This is a genomic window from Paenibacillus sp. J22P277 (assembly GCF_059383675.1).
Map to the genome: position 1 here is coordinate 52,555 of NZ_JBXENS010000009.1, position 24,945 is coordinate 77,499.

Genomic DNA, 24,945 nt, shown 5'->3' on the forward strand with positions numbered 1-24,945 from the left:
CCTTAGGACCGGCAAAGCTTCAATGTCACGATTTCGAATGGCCGGACAGCAAACGTCACGCGGCCGTCACGCACCTCCAAGGGCGCGAGCTCCCGCTCGACGCCGCTGCAGCGGATGACCGCCGCGTAGTCGCCGTTCAGCGCCAGCGTCGTCTCCCGGCACTCGTCGGTCGCGTTCATCCAGCGGATCACGACCGCGTCCTCCCCGCTCTCGGCAGGCTTGACCGCGAGCCAGCGCACGTCGCGGAGCGGCTCGCGCAGCAGCGGCCGGTTCGCCGCGGCTTCACCGAGCGCCGCGACCAGCGGACGGCGGAGCTCCTCCGCGTCCGCTTCGAGGCCGGCCGTTTTCCAATCGCCGGCATGAGGCCGCAGGCGGAAACGGTACGCCAGATCGCCGCCGATCCATTGCGGGAAGTTCGTGCCCCACTGGTTGTTGAACAAATTGAAGAACAGGATGGGCTCCTCCGGCATGTATTCCTCATCGTACTGGAAGATGCCCGGCTCGCCGATGGAGCAAAGCGGCGTATCCAGCGGGAACACCGCGAAGCCGTTGCCGTCTTCTCCGGTCACGTCGATCCATTGATCGACGCAATGCAGCCGGACGTTCGCGCCGCGGGCGATGTCCCGGACGGGATCGACGACCGCTCCGAGCTTCTGCAGCCGGTACTGCGGACCGCTAACGTTCAGCGGGAGCACGAAATATCCCGCCTCCGCGAAAGCCGTCTCCCGCTTGCCGTCGAGCTTCCACTCGAAATCGGCGTGGGGCGCATCGCCGTCCAGCGTCACGACGAGCTCGGCCGCCGCCGCGTTGCCGAATTCTTCGCGGCTCTCGGGATCCGTGCCGTAGAGAATCCGGATCTGCTGCCTGCCGCCCTCGCGGACCAGCTCCGTGCGCGCTTCGCCGTTCTCGAACAAGCGCCCGCCGATGCGCGGATAGCCCGGCTTGCCGAAGTCGTTGACGTACCAGTCGCGCAGGTCGTACGCGTAGCGCTTCACGAAGCGCAAAATATCCGATTTGCCGAATACCTCGTACTGATAGTCGCCGAAGCCGCCTTCGGCCGCCCACTCCTTGCCGGCGCGCTTGTCGTAGAAGCTGACGATCCGGCCGCTCGCGCCATCCACTCGGATACGCAGCGCTTCGTTCTCGATGACCGCTTCGGCTGCCCCGACGCGCTCGCGGAACGCCGTATCGCATGCCGGCCGCCGGATCTCGCCGGCAGCTTCCGCCTGCCACGTCAGCGCGCGCGTCTCCAGCGGCGCGATCTCGTCGATGACCGCGCGCCCCGCGGCATCGACCGGGTACTGCTTCTCCGTCGCCGGATCGACCAACCGGCCGCCGGCCAGCGCAGCGCCCAGGTCAACGGCAGCCGCCTGCCGGACCCGCGGCAGCGGGTTATGCACGGCGATCGTCACGCCGTCCGCCGCAGCCGCGCCGGGAGCCGGCATCGCCGCGGCCAACTCGCGCCGGGCCGTCCGCACGTAGTCCCGCTGCTCCTCCCAGGATTGCTCCGCTTTCCGGTAGCTGTCCGGGAACGTCGCCCGGTCCTTCGCGATGTCCTTCGCCCAGAACGCGCGGCCGTCGGGACGTCCGGGCAGCAGATTGGACTTCACGTCGATGCCCCACGTATGCTCGCCGAAGAGCAGCGTCTGCTCGTACCCCTTGGCGATGTGCCGCACGGCTTCCGCGCCGCCCGGCTTCCGCTGCGTCGCGAGCAGGCTCTCGGCCGACGCCAGGTCGTACCGAAGGCCGCGCACCTGCGCGACCTCCGGCGGATACGTGCCGACGCCGTGTATCCACGAATCCGCCAAATCCTTGGCGATGACCGGGATGTCGTCGTAGCCTCGCGCGATGAAGTCGCGGGCGAAATCGTCCATCGTGCCGATATGAACCTCGGCATCGGGGTATTTCGCGGCCACGTCGTCCAACAGCTCCTGCACGACGACGCTGCTTTGCGGCCCGATGTTGTCGTGCGTCTGCAGGAGCGCGAACCAGATCGGATAATTCCAATCGTCCGACGGCAGCAGGCTCGTGCCGTATTCGCCGGCGGAATACCACGTGAGCACGCGGCTGCCGTCCGGCCCTTCCCACCAGAACAGGCGGGGCAGATCGACCGGCGCCGAGCACGCGTTGACGCCCAGGTGTAAGAACCGGACGCCCGCTTGGGCGAGCAGCGACGGCAGCATCCAAGCGTGGCCCGGCACGTCCGTCATCTTGGCCGCGATGACTTCCTTGCCGTACTTCCGGTTCAGCTCCTCGCTCATGTACAGGCCGCGCACGTATTCCTCCACGCCGCAAAATTCCGTATGCGTGGTGAAGGGCAGCGCGTGCCAGCTCAGCTGGCCGGCTTGAACGAGCTGCTCCAGGCGCGCGCGGCGCTCCGCGTCCGGTTCGTCCAGGCACTGCTGCAGCATCCAGGCGGGCAGCGTCCACACGTACCGGTGGCCGGGCGGATTCGCCGACGTCGCCTCGCACACGTTCAGCACGTCCTCCATCATGCGTTCCTTGTACTGGCGGACAACCCCGCTCGGCAGATCCGTAAAGCCCAGATCGACATGCGTTTTGAACACGACGTAAATTTTCTCGGGTTTCATCGTCAACGAAGTTCCTCCCCGGGCGTAGAGCCCACGCCCCAGATGATGCGATACTAAGAGAAAACGGTTTCCTTTCTAATGCCATAAATCCAGCCAATTCGATGAACGGCGCGCCTTGGGTACATTTCCCTAGCAAGCGATAATAAGTGCTGAAAATGTCGAATAATCAGCGTTTTTTTTGAACCCGCCGGACAAAGCGTTCTTGCGCTCAACATAAGGTTAAGCGCTTACCCTATTATTCAAACATGAAAGCCCTTTCGCTGTCAATGACTTCTCCGACTGCTTTCCTCTTTTTCTCGAAATGCCGCATGCCGCCTTCCGGCTCAAGCCCCTCCTCCCCGATGGCTTCGATCTCCGGCGCCGACTCCGAAAGCCAATCGACGTCCGCATAAGCCGCCCGTCCCGGCGATGCCGACCGGGCATGCGAAAAACGCCCTTGCCAACAAGGCAAGGGCGTTCGATTCGTTTCGAAATCCGAACCGCCTCCGCTGATTAGCCAAAGCGCCGCCCGGGTAATACATTCCTGCAAGCCATGGCCTAACAGGCCGTAAAAGGAGTCGTTTCACGCATGAATTACAAGGATTTTGCGTTTGTCGTGCATTTCAACCATATGATGACCTTCGGTACGCTGACGCCGCTCGTTCAGAGCCGCGGCGCGGTGCTCGAGCTGATGAAGGACCGCCTTCAGCGGGCTGCCGGCGCATGCGCGCTTCAATCGCGCCCACCCCATACAGGACGCGCGATCGGAACGGCTTGCAGGCCGATATCGTAACCGCCGTCCGGCATACGAAAAGCCGCATCCCCGAAAGGATGCGGCTTTTCGGCATTCATAGGCTCCGCTCCATGATCAGCGACAGGAACTGCCGGGTCCTCGCCTCGCGGGGCTGTTCGAACAGCTGCTCCGGCGGCCCTTCCTCCACGATGACGCCGCCGTCGAGCAGGATGACGCGGTCGGCCACCTCGCGGGCGAACTTCATCTCGTGTGTGACGATCATCATCGTCCGTCCTTCCTCCGCCAGTTCGCGGATGACCTTCAGCACCTCGCGCACGAGCTCGGGGTCGAGCGCCGAGGTCGGCTCGTCGAACAGGAGCAGCTCGGGGTCGATCGACATCGCCCGCGCGATGCCGACCCGCTGCTGCTGGCCGCCGGAGAGCTGATGCGGGTAAACGTCGGCCCGGTCGGCCAACCCTACTTTCGCGAGCAGCTGCATCGCCTTCGCCCGCGCCTCGCGCTTGGGCGTGCGCCGCACCGTGAGCTGCCCCTCCATCACGTTCTGAAGCGCGGTGAAATGCGGAAACAGATGATAGGCTTGGAATACCATGCCCGATTGGCGCCGCAGCGCGAGCACGTCGGCCAGGCGCGGCTTCGCGTCCGGCCGGAATTCCAGCCGCGCCTTCCCGATCGCCACCGTGCCCGAGGTCGGAACCTCAAGCACGTTCAGGCAGCGCAGCAGCGTCGACTTGCCGGACCCGGACGGGCCGATCACGACGAGGACGCTGCCCTTCTCCAGCGTCAGGTCGATGCCGCGAAGCACGGACGTTTCGCCGAAGGCTTTGGTCAAGCGGCGGACTTCGATCATGCGGGCTTATCCTCCTCCTTTCGCTAAGCTCTCCCCTAAACTTTCGCTCCGTTCGGAAGGCTTTTTCCGGGCCGCCGTGCGCCGGCCGGTCGCAACCGGCTGCGGACCCGGCTTCGCGCGTCCGCTAGACCGCGGAATACCGGTCGAAATACCGTTCCAGCTGACGCTGAAGCGCCGCCAGCACCGTGCAGAAGATCAAATAAACGAGCCCGACCTCGCTGTAGACCAGCAGCGGCTCGTAGACCGCCGCCGTGATTTGCTGCCCCTTCTGGAACAGCTCCGTGACGGTCACCGTCGCCGCCAGCGACGTATCCTTCACCAGCGAGATGAACGAATTGGACAGCGGCGGCACCGAGACGCGCGCCGCCTGGGGCAGGATGATCCGGCGCAGCGCCTGCAGCCGCGTCTCTCCCAGCGCGTACGCCGCTTCCCACTGCCCTTTGGGAATCGAGACGATCGCCGCGCGGATGATCTCCGACCCGTAGGCGCCGACGCTGAGCGTAAAGCCGATGACCGCCGCCGGGAACGCGTCGATGAGGATGCCGAGGCTCGGCAGCCCGTAGAAAATGATGAACAGCTGGAGCAGCAGCGGCGTTCCGCGGATGATCCAGACGTAGAACCCCGCGACCCAGGCCAGCGGGCGGAATTCCGACAGCCGCGCGAGCGCCGTGAGCAGCGCCAGCGCCAGCCCCAGCGCGAACGAGATCAGCGTGAGCGGGACGGTAAACAGGATTCCCGCTTTCAACAGCGGCAGGAAGGAATCGGTGAAAATATCCAGGTTCGTTCGTTCGCTCATGATGCCAACCCGCCTTCTTTACTTCGAGACATCCTCGCCGAAATAGGTTTTGGAGATTTCCAGGTACCTGCCGTCCGCCTTCATGTCCGCCAACGCCTTATTGGCCGCGGCGACGAGCTCCGGGTTCCCTTTGCGGAAAAGCAGGCCGCTCTGCGACACGTTGTCCGTCTCCGCCACCACCTTGATCGGCACGTCGGGACGCGCTTTCTTCAGGTCCAGGAAGGACAGCTTGTCGTTGATGGTCGCGTCGATCCGCCCGGACGCGAGCAGGTCGATCGCTTGGTTGAAGCCATCGACCTGGACGAGCTGCGCGCCGTTCGCCTTCGCGATGTCGCCGAGATCGCTCGTGAGCGACTGGCCGGATTTTTTGCCTTTGAGATCGGCCAGACTCTTGATGCTGGTGTTGTTCTGCTTCACGATCAGCACCGCTTTCGAGAGAATGTACGGCTCGGAGAAATCGTATTTCGCCTTCCGGTCGTCCCGAATCGTCACTTCGTTGGCGACCATGTCGAAGCGCTTCGCGTCCAGGCCCGCAAGCATGCCGTCCCACTTCGTCTCCATGAATTTCGCCTTGACTCCGATCCGCTTGGCGACCTCCTCCGCGACGTCCACGTCAAAGCCGGTCAGCTTGCCGCTCTTGTCGTGGAACGTGAACGGCGCGTACGTGCCTTCCGTGCCGATCGTAATCTCGCCGGCCGACTTGATCGCCGCGAGCGAATCGCCGGAAGCCGCATTGCCGCCGCCTGTCGTCGCGTTGCCCCCGCCTGCGCCAGCGTTGCCCGCACCGTTACCCGCGTTGCCGGTGTTGCCCGTGCCGGTGCCGGCATTGTCGGTGCCGGCATTAGTGCCGTTGTCGTTATTTTTGGCGCCGCATGCCGTTCCCGCGAGCAGAATCGCCGCGGACAGCATCGTGACGCCGATGCCTCGCTGCCAAGTGTGCATGGCAAATCCCTCCTTTTATTCGAGGCTAGTATGCCGGCTTTTCCCTTGGGCTATCCGCCCGGCGCGGCGCATAGTCGCGCGCCCGGCCTCCGCGCGCGAGAAAATCCCCTCGGGCGCCGCCCAAGGGGATCGATTCGATGCAATAACGCGGTTATCGTCTGCCGCTCACGAGCGCGGCTCGTTCGAGCGCTCGCGCTCGCCTTCTTGGTTTCGCCATTCGTTCAAGCCTTTGTAATTCAATTCGCGCCCCCCGTCAATTCACGGGTTCCCTCGCGATGCGAACGCCGTAGACCGCGCCGGCCGCCTTGCCCGCCTCCGAGGAGAACCGCACCTCGACCCGCGTCTTGCCTGCCGTCAATTCGCGCGGAATGGCATAGCAGACGTCCACCGTGCCGTCGCCCGCCTCCCCGTCGAGCCGGGGACTCGCGATAACCGCGCCGTCCACGGCGATGACGAATTCCCGGCGGTAGAACAGGCCGTCGGCATGGAACGCTTTATCCCGGCCGTGGTAAGCGACGAGCAGATACATCGGCCGATCCGGCTCCACGGCCATCCGGTAAGCGAAAAAGCCTTCTCCCCGGCTATCCCGCCAGCCCCGCTGCGCCACGTTGTAGTAACCCGCATTCGACCCCGCGCTCGCGATTCCGTGCTCGACTTCGGGCTGCTGCTCGTTCGGCTGCACCTCGTCGACCGTGATCGCCCGGAGCCGGTCGAGGGCGGCCTGTTCCCGGTCCTCGAAGGTCGCGTACGCCGCCTCGTCCATCAGCTTCCAATACAAGGCGTACCGCTGATGATGCAACGCGTAGAACGGAATGAGCGTCAGCCGGACCCCGCCCGGCTGTCCGATCGCCTCCGTCTCGAAGGTAAGCGGCTTCCCGCCCGCCGCGGGCTTCAGCCATTCTCCGAGCCGGTCCCGCTCCGCCACCAGCGTCGGCACGTCGACGAGCGGGTGATTGTTCAGCTTCAGATGGTCTCCCAGCACGTCGCTCTCCGGAAAACCCTTCGTCCCGAGCGCGCCTGCCAGCACGACGGGTCCGTACAGGAACCCGACCTTGCGGGGGTCGTCCTTCGCCTCGTACAGGCGCAGCTCCATCGGAAGATGCACGCGCACGGTATCTCCGGCGCTCCACTTCCTGGCGATCGCAAGGTAACCTCCGCCCGCAGGACCGATCAGCTCCTCGTGCCCGTTGATGACAGCCGTCACCGCGCCAGCCGCCCATTCCGGTACGCGGATATGCAAGGTCAGCTCCTCGCCGTCCGCTTCGTCGACGACCAGCGTCGTCCGGTCCTCCTCCGGAAAAGCCGTCGCCTGCCGAAGCGCGAACGCGCGGTCCTCGAGCTTCAGCTCCGAGGCGATGAACAGATTCACGTAGACATCGTTCCCGTCCCGGTAGTAGATGTTTCGCGCATACCGCGCCGGATTCTCCATGCCCGTGCCCGTGCAGCACCAGAACGAATCGTCGTGCGAGCAGTACACTTTGAAATGCCCGGGCTGCGTCGAGACGAAGTACGTCTTCATCCCGGAATCCGGGTCCTGCGAGGCGAGGATATGGTTGTACAGCGCCCGCTCGTAGTAATCCATGTACGCCGCCTCGCGCGACCAGCGGTACAAGTGCTCGGTCAGCTTCAGCATGTTGTACGTATTGCAGGTTTCCGTCGTCGTGATGCCGAGCCGTTCCTGGCCGGCGGGTCCGAAATGCTCTCCGATGCTGTTGCCGCCGATGATGTAAGAACGGCGCTTCGTCACTTCGTCCCAGAAGAACAGCGCCATGTTCTTGTACGCTTCCCGCCCCGTCAGCTCGTACAGCCTCGCCGCCCCGACGACCTTGGGAATCTGCGTGTTGGCATGCTTGCCCTCCAGCTCGTCCGCGCCGGCCGCGAGCGGCTCCAGGATCGCCCGGTGGCAGAAACGCTCGGCCAGCGCCAGATACTCCGCCCTGCCCGTAACGGCGTAGAGCTCGGCCAGCGCGTCGTTCATGCCGCCGTGCTCGCAGACCAACATCCGCTGGAACTGTTCGTCGGTCAGCCGGTCGGTGCCGCGCTTCGCCCAGTCGGCGAGCTTCGTCACCGCGTCCAGCGCCTGCCCGTTCCCCGTGATCCTGTAGGCGTCGAGCAACCCGGCATAAATTTTATGAATGCTGTACCAAGGCACCCAGGCGCCCGACAGGCTGAAGGGCTCCACCTCGAACTCTCCCGTGAATACTTGGTCGAAGCAAGCGCGCGGGAAGCCGCTGACGTACCCTTCCGAATCGAGCGACTGGATGCGCGCAAGCTCGTCCACCGCATAATCCAGCTTCCGCTTGAGCGCCTCGTTCCCCGTCGCGTCGTACATGGCCGCCGCGGCGGATAGCCAATGGCCGATGGAATGCCCGCTGATTGGCGTGGACTCCCATCCGCCGTAGCGCGGCTTCTTCGCCTCATGCCCGGCCGCTTCCCAGCACGGGGCCGCCAGCCTGTCCACGTCCAAGGACAACAAAAATTGCTGCCCGATCATCTGCGATCGTTCGAACATGCCTTCCGTCAGCATTACCCCATCCATGCCCATCACTCCTTCGAATTCAATGCTTGATCATTTATTAATAGAAATATATATTATTAATACAATAATTAACTTTCAGGCAACCGATTACGGAGGTACACGATGAATCTCGACGTAAGCGAAAACTCGCTGCCCTTCTACGAAGCCATGGCGAGCAGCGTCCGGCTGGAGCTGATCCAGCTTCTGGCCAAGCAGCCGATGAACATCCGCCAGCTGGCGGAAGCGGTCGGCCTCAGCAGCGCCATCATGTCGATGCACGTGAAGAAGCTGGTCAAGGGCGGCATCGTGCGGACCGACATGCAGCCCGGACGCGGCGGCATGCAAAAGCTGTGCACGCTCATGATCGATCACGCGGACATCATCTTCCCGAACAAAATGGAGCATATCCGCGAATACCATCAAAGCTTCATCCCGGTCGGCCATTACACGGATTTCACCGTGGAGCCGACCTGCGGCCTCGCGACGACGGAGAAGATCATCGGCGAGCTCGACGATCCGCGGTATTTCCTCGACGCGGAGCGGTTCCAGGCGAACATACTCTGGTTCAGCGAAGGCTTTGTCGAGTACAAGATCCCGAACTTCCTGCTCGCCACGGAGAACCCCCAGGAGTTGCTCATCTCGATGGAAATTTCCTCGGAAGCGCCGCTTACCGACGAGAACTGGTCCTCCGACATCTCGTTCTACCTGAACGGGGTCAAGCTCGGCACGTGGACGAGCCCGGGCGACTACGGCGACAAGCGGGGCAAATTCAACCCTTCCTGGTGGCCGGACGACGTGAACCAATACGGCCTGCTGAAGCATCTGACCATCACGAACCAGGGCACGCGCGTCGACGGCAAACCGATCTCCGACGTGACGCTCGAGCAGATCAACGTCCGGGACAAGCAGTGGACGTTCCGCATCGCCAGCGAGAAGGACGCCCGCAACGTCGGCGGCGTCACGCTGTTCGGGAAGGGCTTCGGCAACTACAATCAGGACATCGCGCTGCGGCTCTATTACGACAAGGTCGTGCCCGCCGTCCACGCCGCCCGAAGGTAAGAACGGAACGGCCGCAGGGCAAGAAAAGAACCGCCGAAGACGCGATGAACGCGTCTTCAGCGGTTTTTTCTATGACGCAGCCGCTATCAGCCTTTGACGGAGCCGATCAGCACGCCTTTCTCGAAATACTTCTGCATGAACGGGTAGACGAGCAGAATCGGCAGCGTCGAGACGATGATGACGCCGTATTTGATCTGATCCGCGTATTTCTGCGCGTAGCCGCCCGCCGCGCCGCCGGCCCCCGCCCCTTGGGAGAACACCTGGTTGGAGAGCAGGATGTCCCGCAGGACGATCTGGAGCGGCTGCAGGGCGTTGTCGCGGATATAGATCAACCCGGTGAAGAAATCGTTCCAGTGCGCCACCAGATAATACAGCCCGATGACCGAGATGACGGCTTTGGACAACGGCAGCGCCACCTTCCAGAAGAAGCCGAAATGCGTGCAGCCGTCGATCGACGCCGCCTCGTACAGCTCCTTGGGCAGCGAATTCTCGAAGAACGTCCGCGTGATGATCAGGTTGTACACGTTGACCGAGAACGGCAGGATGAACACCCACATGTTGTTCGTGAGGTGCAGGTCCTTCATCAGCAGGTAGGTCGGAATGAGGCCGCCGCTGAAGAACATCGTGACGACGAAGACGAACATGAGGAACCGTCTCGCCCGGAATTCCGGACGCGACAGCACGTACGCCGCCGGCAGCGTGAACAGCAGGTTGACGAAAGTGCCCAGCACCGTGTAGAGCACGGTATTCCGGTAACCCACCCAGATGCGCGCGTCCTTGAAAATCTCCTCGTAGCCGAACGTGCTGAAGCCCCGCGGGAACAGCGTGACTTTGCCGGTCGAGACGAGCGTCGAATCGCTGACGGACGCGATGACGACGAAATAAAGCGGATACGCGACGGCCAGGAACACGAGGACGCACAGAACGAGAATGACCAGATCGAACGCGCGATCGCCGCGGCTGCTGCCTTTTGCGGTTAGCGGACCCATAAGCTTACGACCTCCTCTCTACCATAGGCTGATGTTCGAGAACCGTCTCGACAAAGTATTCATCGCGAACAGGAAGACGAAGTTGATGAGCGTGTTGAACAGCCCGATCGCGGATGAATAGCTGAATTGGTTGGATATGATCCCGATCTTGTAGACATACGTCGCGATGACCTCGGAGACCGGCAGATTGAGCGTGTTTTGCATCAGGAACACTTTCTCGAAGCCCGTGCCGAGCACGCTGCCCATGCTCAGGATGAACAAAATGATGATCGTCGGGATGATCGCCGGAATGTCCACGTACCAGATCGTCTGCCACCTGCTCGCGCCGTCGATCTTGGCGGAATCGTACATCTGCGGATCGACCGTGGAGAGCGCGGCCAGGTAGATGATGCTGTTCCAGCCGCAGTGCTGCCAGATATCCGAGACGACGTACACCGGCACGAACGACTTCGTCGAAGCGAGCAGGTTGAGATCGTCGTAGCCGAGCGACTTGACGATATGGCCGATGATTCCCGTGTTCGGGGACAGCAGGACGTTCAGCAGGCCGACCATGACGACGATGGAGATGAAATGCGGCAAATACACGGTCGTCTGCAGCGTCTTCTTGGCCCGCCTCGACTTGACCTGGTTCAGGATGAGCGCGAGCAGGATCGGCGCCGGGAAGCCCAGCACGATGGTCGCGAGGCTGATGACGACGGTGTTCTTCATCAGATCCTTGAACTGGAAGCTGTGGATGAATTGGGAGAAATAATGAAGCCCGCGCCACTCCCCACCGGTCAACCCCTTCGTGAAATCGAATTCGCGGAAGGCCAGCTGGATGCCGTACATCGGCACGAAGTTGAACAGCACGATCACGACGATCGCGGGCAAAATCATGATCCATAGCTGATAATCGCGAACGAACGTGTTGAGGACGGTCGGTTTTTTCGCTGCCGGGAGACGGATGCCGGCTTCGCTGCGGGCAGGCGGAGGATTGGAATGCATCGGGTTCTCCTTACTGGTGAAGATGCCGTATCCCGCTTAGGGATACAGCATCTTCGCCCGTGGATTTGAGTTTATTGGACCTTCGCTTTGTAGTCGTCGTAGTACTTCTGCATCGTGTCGAGGTTCTGCTGCAGGCCGATCTTGCCGACGTTGCCGACGTAAGCGTCCCACTCCTTGTCCACGCCGCCTTTGATGATCCATTGCGAGAATTTGGCCATCGCCAGGTTCATCAGGTTCGTGTTGACGAGGCTCATCGCGTTGTTGTCGTCCTTGCTGTACTTCATGAACATGCTCGGCAACACGCTGTTCGCCTTGTCGATCGCGTCGATGGCGGGCATGAGCGGATCCGTCTGCTTCCCGACGGACTGCATGTCGCTGCCGAGCGTCAGGTTCACGGAATCGGCGATGTACATCGGCCCGTTGTCCGCCCAGGTGGACGTCCATTTCCACGTGCCGGGATCCATGGAAGCGTCGGCCGGCGGGAGCACCTTGAAGCTGCCGTCGCCATTGTCGCCGATGTTGGTGCTGAGGGAGCCGAACAGCACCTGCATGCTCACGTTCGGATCGTACAGCTCGTTGATGAACTTCATCGCCGCGTCCTTGTTCTTCGTCGCCGCCGACATCGTCACCATGTTGGCGCCGTAGTTAAGGGAATTGTAGTCGTAATCCCATGAAGGCTGCACGGTCGAGCCCGCGGATTCCTTAAGCGGCGCCATCGAAGCGTACTGCGGCGCGAGCGCGTTGCCGAAGCGGTCCGTCACTTCCCAGCCCCACGTGAAGCCGACCTTGGCCGTGTCGCCCGTGCCGCGGGAGACGGATTGGAACTTGGTGTAATCCTGCGTGAATACCTCCGGATTGATCAGCCCGGCCGCATAGCATTTGTTCAGGAATTCGACCATCTTCTTGTAGCGGTCGTCCGTCAGGAAGTTTTTCACTTTGCCGTCTTCCACGAAATAACCCTGTCCGCTGCCGTCCGTCAGCGTAATGCCTTCGCTGCCCAGCAGCACCGTCGGCTGGAAGTAGCCGAATCCGCCCGTGCCGACCGGCGCGAAATCCATCGGAATCTCGTCGTTCGCGTCGCCGTTGCCGTTCGCGTCCTTGTCCTTGAACGCTTTCAACACGTCGAAGAGCTCGTCCCAGTTCGTCGGCATCTTCAGGCCCAAGTCGTCAAGCCATTGCTGGTTGATGAACTGGCGGGTCGCGGTGGCCGGCCAGAAACGCTGGTATTTGGGCAGCCCGAAGATTTTGCCGTCCGTTTGGGACGCGATCACTTTCGTCTCCGGCTTATCCGCGAACATCGCCTGCACGTTCGGCGCGTCCTTGGCGATCAGATCCGTCATATCCGCGAACAGGCCGGGGAACTGCGCAAAGTCCGCGTCCGTGATGGCGTTGGGTCCGACGATCAGATCCGGGACGTCCCCGCCCGCCAGCATCGCGCCTTTCTTCTGATCCCAGTCCGCGGTCACTTCCTGCCATTCGATGTCGACGCCCGCGCGGTCTTCGGCGTCCTGCAGCCATTTCATCTTCGCCAGCTCCTGCGTCAAGGGATGCTTGGTAATCAGGGCCGTCAGCTTCACTTTGGCTCCGCTCGCGCCTTCGCCGGCGCTGCCCGCGGCGGATTCTCCGCCCGCGTTTACCCCTGCATTCCCGCTCCCGCCGTTGCCGCCGTTATTGTCGTTGCCGCTGCACCCCGCGGCCAACACCGCGCCCAAACTGCATACCAGAAGAACCGACAGCACCTTTTTCATTTCGTTTTCCTCCATGTTCTCATTTAGTGAAAACGGTATTCGCGACCCCCTCCGTCCGGAGGCTTTCAGCTCTGTTCATATTGATAATAAAAACGTTAACCATACTCCCACCTATTTTTGTTAATGAGAAGCTTTTTTGTTAATGAGTTAACTCGATAGACCTAATATAAACGCTTTCATAGGGGTTTGTAAAGGGATTTTCGGCTGACTTGGCATTATTTTCTTTTCATTTAATTAATATTTATATTAATAAAAGAAGGTTAATTGACCGAATACCGGGCAACGACGAAAAAGGGCGCCGCCGGCATAACCCGGCAACGCCCCTTGCGAATTATGCCCTGCGCCTCCGCGCGTCGTCAGCCGCGTCCCAACGGCCCTCCGTTCGTTGACAGTTCCGCCGCGTCGTCCCTATAATGATGACAGCTTTTCAACGACGCCTGCGGAACGCGCGATGACGCCGCTTCCGCGGAAAGGAATTCCCATGCCTTCATCCTCCGATTCCGGACTATCATCCGCGATGCCGCGTTCCAGAAGGCTCTGGACGGCCGGCATGCTCGGCTCGCTCAGCGCGTTCGGCCCGCTCTCGCTGGATATGTACCTGCCGGCGCTGCCCAAGCTCGCCGACGATCTGCATGCCGGCACGTCGCTCGCGCAGCTCAGCCTGACGGCCTGCATGATCGGCCTCGCGATCGGCCAGCTGTTCGCGGGCCCGATCAGCGACGTGCGCGGACGCCGCGGCCCGCTGCTGATCGGGCTGCTGCTCTATACCGTCTCTTCGCTGCTCTGCGCGCTGGTGCCGTCCATCGGCGCGTTCATCGCGCTGCGGTTCATTCAAGGCCTCGCCGGCTCGGCGGGCATCGTCATCTCGAGAGCCGTCGTCCGCGATCTCTACAGCGGGACGGAGCTGACGAAATTCTTCGCGCAGCTCATGCTGGTGAACGGCATCGCGCCGATCGCCGCGCCGATCGTCGGCGGGCAGCTGCTTCATTTCACGGACTGGCACGGCGTATTCTTCGTGCTCGCCGCGATCGGCCTCGCCATGTTCGTCGCGGTGCTGTTCGGTCTCCCCGAGACGCTGCCGGCGGTCCGCCGCTCCGAGGGCGGCATCGGCAACACGCTGAAGACCTTCCGCGGACTGCTGACCGACCGCGCGTTCATGGGCTACGCCCTCGCGCAGGGCTTCGTCATGGCGGCGATGTTCGCCTACATCGCCGGCTCGCCGTTCGTGCTGCAGGACGTGTACGGCGTCTCGCCGCAGACGTTCAGCCTCTGCTTCGCCGTCAACGGTCTCGGCATTATATGCGCCAGCCAGCTCGCGGGGCGCCTGGCCGGACGCTTCGACGAAACGAAGCTGCTCGTGACAGGCCTCGGGATCGCGGCTGCCGGAGGCGTCTCGCTGCTCGTCATGCTGCTGCTGCATGCGCCGCTCGGCTTCGTGCTGCCGCCGCTGTTCTTCGTGGTCTCCAGCGTCGGCATGGTGTCCACCATGGGCTTCTCGCTCGCGATGCGCAACCAGGGCAGCAACGCGGGCAGCGCTTCCGCGCTGCAAGGTCTCATGTCGTTCATCTTCGGCTCCGTCGTGGCTCCGTTCGTCGGCATCGCCGGCAGCGGCACGGCCGTGCCGATGGGCATCATCATCGCCGCGCTCGACGTCGGGGCGATTCTGCTGTTCGCGCTGCTCGTCGGCCGCGGACGCGGCGCGGCTCCGGCGGAATCGCGGACGCATTGATGTTCCGCGGCTTGCGCCGGAAGGCATCCCCGCGGACGCGCGAACGGTTAGCCCAATGCAATGGCAAGCTCGCTTCAAACTGCGTCGATTCTCTGCCGCTCGATATGCCGATAATGCCACCGAACCTCCTGCGGGAGGTTTTTTTGTATCCGCTATTGCGAACATATGTTCGATCATATATACTGGGTTTGTGGCGATACTGGATAGGATTGCGCACCTTAGAGGCCCATACCAATCTCAAGATCAGAGGAGCTGTTTAATGATGTCCTTGCGCCTGACCCCGTATTTCGTAATGAACGGCAATACCCAAGAGGCAATCGAATTCTACGAGCGCGCGCTTGGCGCTTCGCTGCTGTTCAAGCAATCGTTCGGCGAGATGCCGTCCAATCCCGACTTCCCGCTTCCGGACTCGGCGAAGAACTTGATCGGACACGCCATGATCCGGATCGGCGATTCCGACTTGATGTTCTCGGATACGTACCCCGGCCAAGACGTCCAAAGCGGCAACCAAGTGACGGTCTGCATCACCACGAACGACGTCGAAGAAGCGCATCGCATCTTCAACGCGTTGTCCGACGGCGGCAAGATCGACATGCCGATTCAAGATACGCATTTCAGCCCTGCATACGGCACCCTGACGGATAAATTCGGCATTCCGTTCCAAATTTTCTCCGAAGGCAAGATGTAAGCACGCGCACAATAGACAATAGGGGCTGTCCACGTCATCTGGCATGACCGTGGACAGCCCCTTCGCATATCGGATTCCCTGCGCCATGTTATACATAGCCGGGAACTCCGGTTTATTGATATCGCTCCCGCTGCGCGGCTTCGAACCCATGGGCAGGCATTTCGCCCGCAAGCAACTTCCACTCGGGCGGTTAGGCTCCGAAAACCCCCTTGATCGCCTCCAAGTAGGCCAAGCCGTGCTTCGTGTCCGGCTCCAGATAGCTGCCTTCCGTCCATTCGTTCCAGGCGTTGACCGTGAATGCGCGGAAGCCGTTAATATCCCGCTCCAGGAACCGCTTCATCCGCTCCAGCGCCAACCGGAACTGCTCCGGCGTATTCCCCGAGAGCATGCCCATGAACGGATAACCGAGGTTGTCGAACCGATCCGACTGCACGGTGCGCGGCGAGGAATCCCAGCCCATCGTCACGTTCGGCAGGTACGGCAGCTCGTACCGGCGGGAGAACTTCTCCCAATCCTCCGCCGATCTCGTGCTGACGTCGGCATAAGGCGTCTCCGGAAACGACGGCAGCTCCTGATGGTGAATCCAGACGTACGAGGACACGCTGTCGATGCCGAGCTCGGCCAGCAGCTCGCCCTCGTTGGCGATCTTCTGCTCGCCCGGCAGAATCTGCACGCCCCAGACGACGGCGTTGACATGCAGCTCGCCCAATCCCGCCGCGCGCACCCGCGCCCGGAAATCCTCCAGCGCCTCGCGCGTCGCCGCCACCCCGCCCAATCCCTTCACCAGGCTCATCAGCTCATACACGGAGAAGTACAGCTTGCCGTCGATCCGCCAGTAGTTCGGACGTGTGAAATACGCCGCGATCATATGGTCCGTCGCCCGCGTGAACGCCTCGCGGCTTACCGTGCCCTGCGCCAGCGCGTTGTACGGTTTGTTTCTCGGCGCCGGATGGATGTCGATCCAATCATGGTTGGCCCACATCAGCGAGAACTTCAGCCGCTCGTTGTTGGCAGCCCCGAGGAAGCCCTCCTCCAACGCGCGCTCCAGATACGGACCGTCCTCATACCAGTACCAGTCGAAAATAAACGCGTCCACGCCATGATCCGCCGCCGCATCGATCTTCTGCGCCATCGCGGCCGGATCCGCTTCATCCGTATACCCCCACAGCGGCACCTTCGGAAGATCGTGGCCGGCGAAGCGCGGCGTAGCCCGCTTCACCAGCTCCCATTCCGTCCAGCCCTCGCCGTGCCAAGCTTCGTTGCGTTTATCGACATGATAATTGGGAAAATAATAGACCGCGACTTCATACGGCTTGTTCGTTTGCGTCATTTGCTGCCAGCCTCCCGGGGATTGGATTCAACCTGTCAGCTTCATCCTACCCCGGCGACGGCGGTCTTGTATTTGGAGCGGAGGCGCCGGCTTTTGCACAAACAGCGAAAGCAGAGCGTGCACGCCTAACGCCGGAAAAGCCGAATGCGATCGCATCGGCCTGTGCCTATGACGAGCCCCGCAAGGAATCGCCGTACGCCCGCGGCGGCAGACCCTCCAGCTTCTTGAACAGCCGGCTGAAATAATGGAGATCCTCGTAGCCGCACCGCTCCGCGATCTCGGCGATGGACAAGCCGCCCTCGCGCAGCAGCTCCTTCGCCCGTTCCATGCGCAGCCCGGTCAGATAGCGCGTCCATGACAGGCCCGTCGCCTGCTTGAACAGCGCGCGCGCATACTTCAGCGTCATGCCGTACCGGCGCACGACGAGCTCCAATTCCGTCTCCGGCTCCCCGCCGCCGTGCAGGATCGCGATCATGTCCGTAATCATCGGCTTATGCGGACTGTCCTGGCGGATGCCCTCCGCCGTATGCGTCTCCTCGAGCAGCAAACCGACGATATCGAGCAGGCAGGCGCGCATCCGGGCCTGATAACCGAACGGCCGGCGTTCGAACAGCGCCAGCAGGTCGGCGAAGCGCTCGCCGTACTTATGCGAGGCCACCGCGCGAACGAACGAGGGCAGCTCGAAATCCGCGAACGTCTGCACCGGCCGCTCCAGCAGTTCCTCCTGAACGGGCACCTCGGGCAAATTCGCGTAGTCCACCCGCACGTAGACGTCGTCGGAGAAATCCAGCTCCAGCCCCATATAGAGCAGATCGAAGTGGCAGGCGTAATACGCGAACGAGCCGCCCTCCGGCACCCGGCAGGCATTCGGCGTCAGCGGCGGAATGACATGCAGATCGCCCGCTTTCAGCAGCGTTTCTTCCTCGCCGAGCGTAAACAGCGCGCTTCCGCGCACGATGTAGATAAATTCGTAGTCGTAAATGATCCGGCGCGGCACGCGGTAACGCTCGTCGCCTTCGTTGTAATGAACGTACCTCACGTAGGGGGCCAACTGCTGAAGCCCGATCGGAATCGTCGCGGACATGCCCTGCCGCCTCCCTTCAGGTGATGATCATCCGGAGCGCGAACAGCAGCAGCGCCCCGCACATGATGCGGATCAGCAGCACGCTGCCGATGCGCCGCGAGACGCGCGCGCCGATCCAGCCGCCGAGCAGCGCGCCCGGCGCCAGCGCCAGCACGAGCAGCCAGTCCCACTCGCCGCGCACGAGATGCATGCCGCTGCCGAACAGCGCCGAGACGAAGATGACCGCCATCGACGTCGCGGAGGCGATATGCGGCGGGAAGCGGAACAGCAGCACCATGGCCGGAATGAGCAGCACCCCGCCTCCGATGCCGAGCAGGCCGGCAATCAATCCGACGATGCCGCCGATGACCAGCGCGGGCAGCGCGTTAAACCCGTATTCCTGCTGAACGCCGGCGGCATCCGCATACGTCCGCACGTACCGCCATTTGCCCTGATACGGCTTGATCCGGTTGCGGAACAGCAGCAGGACGACCATGAACAGCATGAAATACCCGAACGCCTTGCGAAAAACGTCCGGATCGAAGAGCGAGGTCATGCTCGCGCCGACGACCGACAGCGGACCGCTCGAAATCGAGAAAAACAGCGCGCTGCGCAGATCCGCCTTGCCCTCCCGGACGAACGTCAGCGTCGAGGTAAGCGACGTAAATACGAGCGCGCCGAGCGAGACGCCGACCGCCAGCGTCGTATCGATCTCCATGCCGAGCATGGAAGGGCCGAGCAGCAGCAGCGCCGGCACGATGATGACCCCGCCGCCGAGGCCGACGATGGCGCCGAATGTCGAAGCGGCCAAACCTAGCGCGAACATCACAAGCAATGCGGGAGCATCCCACGTCATAACCGCTGGAAACAATTTTCTTGCACCTCATGTCGCATTTGAATGAAAGCCGTTGATTTCCGTCAAATTCCGTTCCTTTATGTACATGTCCCATTATAGCGAACCCGGCCTCCGGTTTCACGGGGGCCCCGGAAGATTCCCGTCCCGCCCGGATCCGCGCGTCGCCGCCTGCCCAATCGTCTGCCCAACTAAAACAAGGGCCTCCCGCGTCTTCTTCAGACATCGGGAAAGCCCTCACCGTTTATGCGAAATGATGTTTATCATGATTCCGATTCATCTTCCTCCGCCTCCTCGGCGGCCTCTTCGGACGCTTCCGAATCGTCGGCTTCTTCAGCTGCTTCTTCGGATTCGTCCGCTTGGATGGCTTCCTCTTCGGACGCTTCCGCGTCTTCCGCTGCTTCTTCCGACGCTTCTTCCGCTTCCTCGGCGGCTTCTTCGGCGTCCTCGGATGCTTCCGCGTCTTCCGCTGCTTCTTCGCTTGCCGCGGCGATCTCTTCCACCGCTTCCAGCTCGTCCGAAGCGGCCTCGGCGTTCACCTCGACAATCTCCTCTTCATGGCTCATAGTACTCACCTCCTAGGCTGTGATTACTATAATTGTAGCGCTTTCATAACAGGAAGCAAGAGTGTAAAATGTCGTAAAATGCAGCTTGCGAACTTTATTTTTCGACTTCCCGCCCGTTCGCCGAAACACGGCAGAATACGACAAAAAACCGCCCAGAGGGCCTGCCGGCATGCGGTTCCCGCACTCGCGAAACAACGTTCCGACTGCCCCGATGGCGTGCGCCCGATCATTCATGCAGAACGCCCGTGCCCGGAAGAATGCAAAAAAAGGACAGCATCCCTGCTGTCCTCCATGCAAAACCCGTGCAATCCTCAGTCGATGTAGCCCGCGACGCCTTTGTCCATCAGATAATCCATTTCCGCTTCCAAAATGTTCTCCACGGTCAGCTCGTCCGACTTGAGGCCCGGGCGGCTCAGGATATAGTCCGTCAGCTCGTCGCTGTCGATGTTCACTTCGCCGTTCTTGTCTTCTTGCGCGTTGTTGATGAACGCCTGTTCATGCTTCAGCACCTGCTCGATCAGCTTGGCATCCGCGTTCGTCTTGCCGGCGATGAACTGCACCAGCTCGATCATGTTGATTTGCTCGCTCACTTCGGTTACACCCCTATGCTCGTAGTTACGTAAGGCCATTGTAACATAGAGACGCCCGCGCACTCAAAAAGCTTACGGTATCAGCAAAATCTTGCCCGTGCTCGCCCGGCTCTCGATCCACCGATGCGCCTCTGCCCCTTCCGCAAGCGGAAACGTCCTAGGCGGTTCCAGCTTCAATCTGCCCGCCCGGATATCCGCGAACAGCGACTCCGACCGCCGGATGCGCTCGTCCGCCGTCGTGACGTGGTTCCACAGGTCGCCGCCGGTCAGCGTCTTGCTCGTATCCATCAGCATGCGCGGATCCACGGGAGGCGGATCGCCGCCGGCCATGCCGAAGAACACGACAGCCCCGCGCGTCCGGACCGCCATGAAGCTGTCCGGCAGCGTCGCGCCCACGGAATCGTAGGCAACGTCCACGCCGGCGTCCGCGCCGGATTGACCGCTGCCGGCAACGGCCTCGGACCAGCGCAGAACGCCGCTCACCCAGTCGCCGCCGTACAGCAGCACCTCGTCCGCGCCGGCGGCGAGCGCCGCTTCGCGCTTCGCCGCGCTCGAGGTCAGCCCGATCACGCGGGCGCCCTTGGCCCGGCACAGCTGAACAAGCAGCTGGCCGACTCCGCCAGCGGCCGCATGGACCAGTACCTTGTCGCCCGGCCGGACCTTGTAGCTGTCGTTCGCCAGGTAATGCGCGGTCAACCCTTGCAGCAGCACCGAAGCGGCCGTCTCGAACCCGATGCCGTCCGGCAGCGGAACGATCCGGTCCGCCGGGACGACCACGAGCTCCGCGTTCGCATGCGGCGCATCCGCGAAGCCGACGCGGTCGCCGGCCTTGACGCCCTGCACGTCCGGCGCCGTTTCCTCCACGATGCCCGCGCCCTCGTAGCCGAGAATGTACGGCGGCGAGCCGTCCAGATGGTAGCCGCCGCGCCGCCGGTAGACATCCGCGTAATTGAGTCCGATCGCCCGCATGCGGACTTTGACGGAGCCCGGCGTAAGAACAGGATCGGCAATCTCCGCGAGCTTCAGCACCTCCGGGCCGCCGAACGTATGGAATACCAATGCCTTCATAATCGTCATCCTTCCCTTCGCATCCTTCCTAGTTTAACCGATTTCGGCGGAAGGAACGTCCGGGGCGCATCGATTACTTCGAAGCGGCAAGAAGCGCTTCGATATCGGATGCCATCGACATCGGCTCGACCGTCGACTCGTAACGTCCGACGACTTGGCCTTGGCGGTTCACGAGGAATTTCGTGAAGTTCCATTTGACGGAGTCGTCTCCGAGCCAATGCGGCAGCTTCTCGCTCAGGAAGGAGTGAAGCATTTTGCCGCTCGCCTCGTCGGTGTCGAAGCCGCGAAACGGCGCTTGCTCCGTCAGATAGCGGAATACCGGATTGGCGGTCTCGTCGCGCACGTCGGATTTGGCGAACAGCGGGAAGGTCACGCCATAGTTGATTTGGCAAAAGCTTTGCACGTCGGAATCGGTGCCGGGCTCCTGCTCGCCGAATTGGTTGGACGGGAAACCGAGCACGCGCAAGCCTTGATCGGCGTACTGCTCGTGCAGCTTTTGCAATTCCGCGTATTGCGGCGTGAACCCGCATTTGCTGGCGGTATTGACGATGAGCATCACGTCGCCCGCGTAGTCGGACAAAGCTTTGTTCGCGCCTTGGACGGTCGCGGCTTGCAGGTCGTATAACGTTGTCATGGATAATTTCCCTCCGATTTTTAAACAATTTAATTGCATACAATTTAAATATAATTTATCAGTCCGGCTTCCATTCGTCAACCTCGAATTTCCGGCTCCCGCCGGGCGGAACGGCTCTGCAGGTTGAATGTGTCGTAGGACAGCGGTACAATAACTAACGATTAAGCGACTAGGCGAGTACGTGCGGAACCTTGCCCGGCCCCGTCAAGCCGCGCATCCTCGACCGGCAGGATCGCGGACGGACGGACAAGCCGCAAAGCAAACAACCGCAATGGATGCACGCGTGATTGTACGCTTCACTATGCAAAGGAGGCTGCGCTATGAGGCTTACGGAGAACATCATCCGCGGTCGCGTGCTGATCGTGACCGCGGTCGACGCGGAACGCGAAGCCGTGCTGCGCGGATTGGGGGATGACGACAGGTTTCATGTCGTCGCCGCAGGGGTCGGACCGGCGGCGGCGGCGGCGGGTACAGCCTTGGCGCTGGCGAAGGGCGGTTCCGCCGCTGCCGACGCGGCTGCCCCGGCCGAGGATCGCTCGGGCGTGGAATGGCTGCTCGGCAGCACGGCCTTCTCGAGCCTCGAGGCCGCCGGCCTGGCCTCTCCCGCAAGCGCCGATACGGGCGCCGTCCACGCGCAAGCAGGCGCGGGGTACGCGCTCGTGGTCAGCGCCGGCATCGCGGGCGGCTTCGCCGGGCGGGCGCCCGTGGGGTCGCTCGTCGTGGCCGGCGAGATCATCGCCGCCGACCTGGGCGCCGAGACCCCGGACGGCTTCGCGAGCGTGGACGAGCTCGGCTTCGGCTCGGCCCGCGTCGGGGTCGACGCCCGCCTCGCTGGCGCTCTGGCCGCGGGAATCGCCGCGGCCGGGCTGAAGGTGAGCACGGGACCCGTGCTCACCGTAACGACCGCGACGGGCTCCGCCGCGACCGCCGCGGAGCATGAACGGCGCGTGCCGGGCGCGGCGGCCGAAGCCATGGAGGGCTTCGGCGTCGCGACGGCCGCGAAACAATTCGGCCTGCCCGCGCTGGAGCTGCGGGCCATCTCCAACGTCGTCGGCCCGCGCAACCGCGACGCGTGGCGGATCGGCGACGCGCTCAAGGCGCTGGAAAGCGCAAGCCAGATTTTGAAAGAGGTGCTCTGATGAAAATCGCGTTTTCCCCTTGTCCGAACGATACGTTCGTTTTCCACGCGCTGGTTCACGGGCTCGTGCCCGGCGCGCCGGCGTTCGACGTGACCTATGCCGATATCGACATTACGAATAACTGGGCCGCTGCCGTCGAAGGTCCGGAGGTGCTGAAAATCTCCTTCGCCGCCCTGCCATGGGTCATGGACGACTACGCGCTGCTGCCCTGCGGCGGCGCGCTCGGCCGCGGCTGCGGGCCGCTCGTGCTGACCAAAAACAAGATCGCGAATCCCGCCGAGCTTGCGGGCAAGCGGGTTGCCGTGCCGAGCGAACGGTCCACCGCTTACCTGCTCTTCCGCCTCTGGGCGGCGCAAAACATCCCGGACGGCAATCTCGACATCGTCGTCATGCCGTTCCATGAGATCATGCCCGCCGTGCGGGACGGCGCCATCGATGCCGGCCTCGTCATCCACGAAGCCCGCTTTACGTACCAGAACTACGGCCTCAACCTGCAAACCGACCTCGGGAGCTGGTGGGAATCCGATACGTGCCTGCCGATTCCGCTCGGCGCCATCATCGCCCGCCGGTCCTTGGACGCCGCTTCGCTGACGACTTGGATCCGCGCCTCCGTGGAGTATGCCTGGGCCAATCCCGAGGTCTCGCAAGCCTACGTCATGGAGCACGCGCAGGAAATGTCGCCGGACGTCGCCAGGCAGCATATCGCGCTGTACGTCAACGAATTCAGCGCCAACCTCGGCGCCAGCGGCTACGCGGCGATCGATGCGCTGCTCGGCCGCGCGATGAAGGAAGGCCTCGTCCCGGAATTCGATCTCGCCAAGCTGCGCGCATAAGCGCCTATCCGAGCCGGCATCGCTTCTTCAGAAGCTTTCAGCGCAAAACGCCAAAAAGAAGGGGATACGTTGCCCCTTCTTTTTGGCGTTTCCGTCCTGTCGGCCGATGCGCTTCCCTAGGCAACGCCGCGCGTTCACTTCCCCGCGGCCAGCTCCCGTTCGAACAGCGCCTGGTTCCCCCGATGGAACTTCCGCAGATTGCGCGGGAACCGGCAGCCCTCGATCAAGGCGTCGATCGCCGTCTGGTCGCCCGCCCGCACGGCCGCCCGCATCGCGGCGATATAGGCGTAATCCGCGGCCTGGCGCCGCTTCATCTCCGCCTCGTCCGTCGTCGACGCGCCATGCCCCGGGATGAGCCGCGCGATGTCATGCGCGCCCAGCATCGTGTCGAGCTTCGCGAGCGCGGTTTCGTACAGGACGCTGCTGTGGTAAATATACGGGAACTCGATGTCCGACCAATAGTCGCCGGCCAGCAGGATTCCGAGCGGTTCCACGACGGTGAAGAAGCCGTCGTCATTGTGGCCGGGCGACTGGTAGCAGGTCAGCCGCATGGACCCGGAAGCGCCGAGCAGGAGCTGCTGGCCGTCCCGTTCCACGCGGTGCGCGACCTCCGGATAACGAATCTCGTAATGCCGCTCCAAATAATAATCGTCGTCGAACGCGAGGATCTGTTCCACGATCTTCGCCTTAGCGTCCTCGTCTTTGTCCGCGAATGCGGCCGACGCGATGATTTCCGCATCCGGAAATGCGCCGTATCCAATGATATGGTCATAGTCCGAGTGCGTGAACAGCACGTATTTGCGTTTTCCGTTCACGGCTGCGTCGTCGGCGTATCGCCGGATCTCCTGTACCTCGTGGGGCAGCCAGCAGGGGTCGACGATCAGCACGGCATCCTCGCTTTGGATGACCGTCGACGTCGTTTTGTAGAGGGCGCTTTCGAACACCGTCAGCGCGCCTTTTCGCAATTTGATCATAAGTTGCCGCAGCCTCCGTACGCTTGAATGATTGCGATGCGATTCCGAATCCGCGAAAGGATCGACTTCCGCCTTCCGCGCTTACTTACACCTTACCGCTACCGTTTCGAAAATGCCAGAGCCGCCTGCCGGCAGCATGGATAACGAAGGCCTCCGACAGCCGTCAGCGTCCGCGGCAGCCCGCTGCACGGACAAGCCGCCGCAGCCGAAGGCCAATCCCGCGCGCAGCACATAGAACGGCGGTTTCCCGCCAAACTAGAGGAGTGGAGCC

Annotated in this window: 22 protein-coding genes; 6 read left to right on the top strand and 16 right to left on the bottom strand. The window is 62.4% G+C overall.

Annotated features, from left to right (window positions below; genetic code table 11):
- Positions 1–2: 2 nt before the first annotated feature.
- Positions 3–2,591 carry a DUF5054 domain-containing protein gene (locus AC50YL_RS29765; protein WP_494837141.1) on the bottom strand — a complete coding sequence of 863 codons (2,589 nt, stop codon included), beginning with the start codon at positions 2,589–2,591 and terminating at the stop codon, positions 3–5.
- Between the two features lie 568 nt (positions 2,592–3,159).
- Between AC50YL_RS29765 and AC50YL_RS29770 the strand changes: the two genes are divergently transcribed.
- Positions 3,160–3,363, top strand: a complete 204-nt coding sequence (locus AC50YL_RS29770; RefSeq protein WP_494836806.1) for a hypothetical protein — start codon at positions 3,160–3,162, stop codon at positions 3,361–3,363.
- A 55-nt stretch (positions 3,364–3,418) separates the two neighbouring features.
- On the opposite strand, the gene AC50YL_RS29775 is transcribed toward AC50YL_RS29770, so the two are convergent.
- The 4 genes from AC50YL_RS29775 to AC50YL_RS29790 form a co-directional block, all read right to left on the bottom strand.
- Positions 3,419–4,171, bottom strand: coding sequence for an amino acid ABC transporter ATP-binding protein (locus AC50YL_RS29775; RefSeq protein ID WP_494836807.1), 753 nt, complete (start codon positions 4,169–4,171; stop codon positions 3,419–3,421).
- Positions 4,172–4,295: 124 nt separating this feature from the next.
- Positions 4,296–4,967 (bottom strand): amino acid ABC transporter permease, encoded by a 672-nt coding sequence (locus AC50YL_RS29780; protein WP_494836809.1) that lies wholly within the window; start codon positions 4,965–4,967, stop codon positions 4,296–4,298.
- An 18-nt stretch (positions 4,968–4,985) separates the two neighbouring features.
- A complete protein-coding gene (locus AC50YL_RS29785) occupies positions 4,986–5,909 on the bottom strand; it encodes an amino acid ABC transporter substrate-binding protein (protein WP_494836811.1) in 924 nt (307 codons plus the stop codon).
- Between the two features lie 253 nt (positions 5,910–6,162).
- A complete protein-coding gene (locus tag AC50YL_RS29790; protein ID WP_494836812.1) occupies positions 6,163–8,448 on the bottom strand; it encodes a beta-L-arabinofuranosidase domain-containing protein in 2,286 nt (761 codons plus the stop codon).
- A gap of 102 nt (positions 8,449–8,550) precedes the next feature.
- Between AC50YL_RS29790 and AC50YL_RS29795 the strand changes: the two genes are divergently transcribed.
- Complete coding sequence (locus AC50YL_RS29795; protein ID WP_494836814.1) at positions 8,551–9,486, top strand: ArsR/SmtB family transcription factor; 936 nt, start codon at positions 8,551–8,553, stop codon at positions 9,484–9,486.
- An 86-nt stretch (positions 9,487–9,572) separates the two neighbouring features.
- Here the strand turns inward: AC50YL_RS29795 and AC50YL_RS29800 are convergent, their stop codons facing one another.
- The 3 genes from AC50YL_RS29800 to AC50YL_RS29810 form a co-directional block, all read right to left on the bottom strand.
- Positions 9,573–10,475 carry a carbohydrate ABC transporter permease gene (locus AC50YL_RS29800; RefSeq protein WP_494836816.1) on the bottom strand — a complete coding sequence of 301 codons (903 nt, stop codon included), beginning with the start codon at positions 10,473–10,475 and terminating at the stop codon, positions 9,573–9,575.
- A gap of 18 nt (positions 10,476–10,493) precedes the next feature.
- Entirely contained in the window at positions 10,494–11,351 is an 858-nt protein-coding gene (locus tag AC50YL_RS29805) for an ABC transporter permease (protein ID WP_494837143.1), read from the bottom strand.
- A gap of 179 nt (positions 11,352–11,530) precedes the next feature.
- A complete protein-coding gene (locus AC50YL_RS29810) occupies positions 11,531–13,207 on the bottom strand; it encodes a type 2 periplasmic-binding domain-containing protein (RefSeq protein ID WP_494836818.1) in 1,677 nt (558 codons plus the stop codon).
- 481 nt (positions 13,208–13,688) lie between these two features.
- On the opposite strand from AC50YL_RS29810, the gene AC50YL_RS29815 reads away from it, so the two are divergent.
- Positions 13,689–14,936 (top strand): multidrug effflux MFS transporter, encoded by a 1,248-nt coding sequence (locus tag AC50YL_RS29815; RefSeq protein ID WP_494836819.1) that lies wholly within the window; start codon positions 13,689–13,691, stop codon positions 14,934–14,936.
- Positions 14,937–15,198: 262 nt separating this feature from the next.
- Positions 15,199–15,624 carry a VOC family protein gene (locus AC50YL_RS29820; protein ID WP_494837144.1) on the top strand — a complete coding sequence of 142 codons (426 nt, stop codon included), beginning with the start codon at positions 15,199–15,201 and terminating at the stop codon, positions 15,622–15,624.
- 190 nt (positions 15,625–15,814) lie between these two features.
- Here the strand turns inward: AC50YL_RS29820 and AC50YL_RS29825 are convergent, their stop codons facing one another.
- The 7 genes from AC50YL_RS29825 to AC50YL_RS29855 form a co-directional block, all read right to left on the bottom strand.
- Positions 15,815–16,954, bottom strand: a complete 1,140-nt coding sequence (locus AC50YL_RS29825; RefSeq protein WP_494836821.1) for a glycosyltransferase WbsX family protein — start codon at positions 16,952–16,954, stop codon at positions 15,815–15,817.
- Positions 16,955–17,120: 166 nt separating this feature from the next.
- Positions 17,121–18,038: a helix-turn-helix domain-containing protein gene (locus AC50YL_RS29830; protein WP_494836822.1), complete on the bottom strand. Its 918-nt coding sequence runs from the start codon at positions 18,036–18,038 to the stop codon at positions 17,121–17,123.
- Positions 18,039–18,054: 16 nt separating this feature from the next.
- Complete coding sequence (locus tag AC50YL_RS29835) at positions 18,055–18,843, bottom strand: sulfite exporter TauE/SafE family protein (RefSeq protein WP_494837145.1); 789 nt, start codon at positions 18,841–18,843, stop codon at positions 18,055–18,057.
- A 290-nt stretch (positions 18,844–19,133) separates the two neighbouring features.
- Entirely contained in the window at positions 19,134–19,436 is a 303-nt protein-coding gene (locus tag AC50YL_RS29840) for a hypothetical protein (protein WP_494836824.1), read from the bottom strand.
- Between the two features lie 311 nt (positions 19,437–19,747).
- Positions 19,748–20,026, bottom strand: coding sequence for a hypothetical protein (locus AC50YL_RS29845; RefSeq protein WP_494836825.1), 279 nt, complete (start codon positions 20,024–20,026; stop codon positions 19,748–19,750).
- A 72-nt stretch (positions 20,027–20,098) separates the two neighbouring features.
- Positions 20,099–21,094 (bottom strand): quinone oxidoreductase family protein, encoded by a 996-nt coding sequence (locus AC50YL_RS29850; RefSeq protein WP_494836827.1) that lies wholly within the window; start codon positions 21,092–21,094, stop codon positions 20,099–20,101.
- A gap of 73 nt (positions 21,095–21,167) precedes the next feature.
- Positions 21,168–21,728 (bottom strand): glutathione peroxidase, encoded by a 561-nt coding sequence (locus AC50YL_RS29855; RefSeq protein WP_494836828.1) that lies wholly within the window; start codon positions 21,726–21,728, stop codon positions 21,168–21,170.
- A 320-nt stretch (positions 21,729–22,048) separates the two neighbouring features.
- On the opposite strand from AC50YL_RS29855, the gene AC50YL_RS29860 reads away from it, so the two are divergent.
- Both AC50YL_RS29860 and AC50YL_RS29865 read left to right on the top strand, forming a co-directional pair.
- Positions 22,049–22,867, top strand: a complete 819-nt coding sequence (locus tag AC50YL_RS29860; RefSeq protein ID WP_494836830.1) for a futalosine hydrolase — start codon at positions 22,049–22,051, stop codon at positions 22,865–22,867.
- A complete protein-coding gene (locus AC50YL_RS29865; protein ID WP_494836832.1) occupies positions 22,867–23,700 on the top strand; it encodes a 1,4-dihydroxy-6-naphtoate synthase in 834 nt (277 codons plus the stop codon). Before AC50YL_RS29860 ends, AC50YL_RS29865 begins: the two co-directional genes overlap by 1 nt.
- Positions 23,701–23,834: 134 nt before the next feature.
- On the opposite strand, the gene AC50YL_RS29870 is transcribed toward AC50YL_RS29865, so the two are convergent.
- On the bottom strand, positions 23,835–24,674 hold the full coding sequence (locus tag AC50YL_RS29870) for an MBL fold metallo-hydrolase (RefSeq protein WP_494836833.1): 840 nt from the start codon (positions 24,672–24,674) through the stop codon (positions 23,835–23,837).
- Between the last annotated feature and the right edge of the window lie 271 nt (positions 24,675–24,945).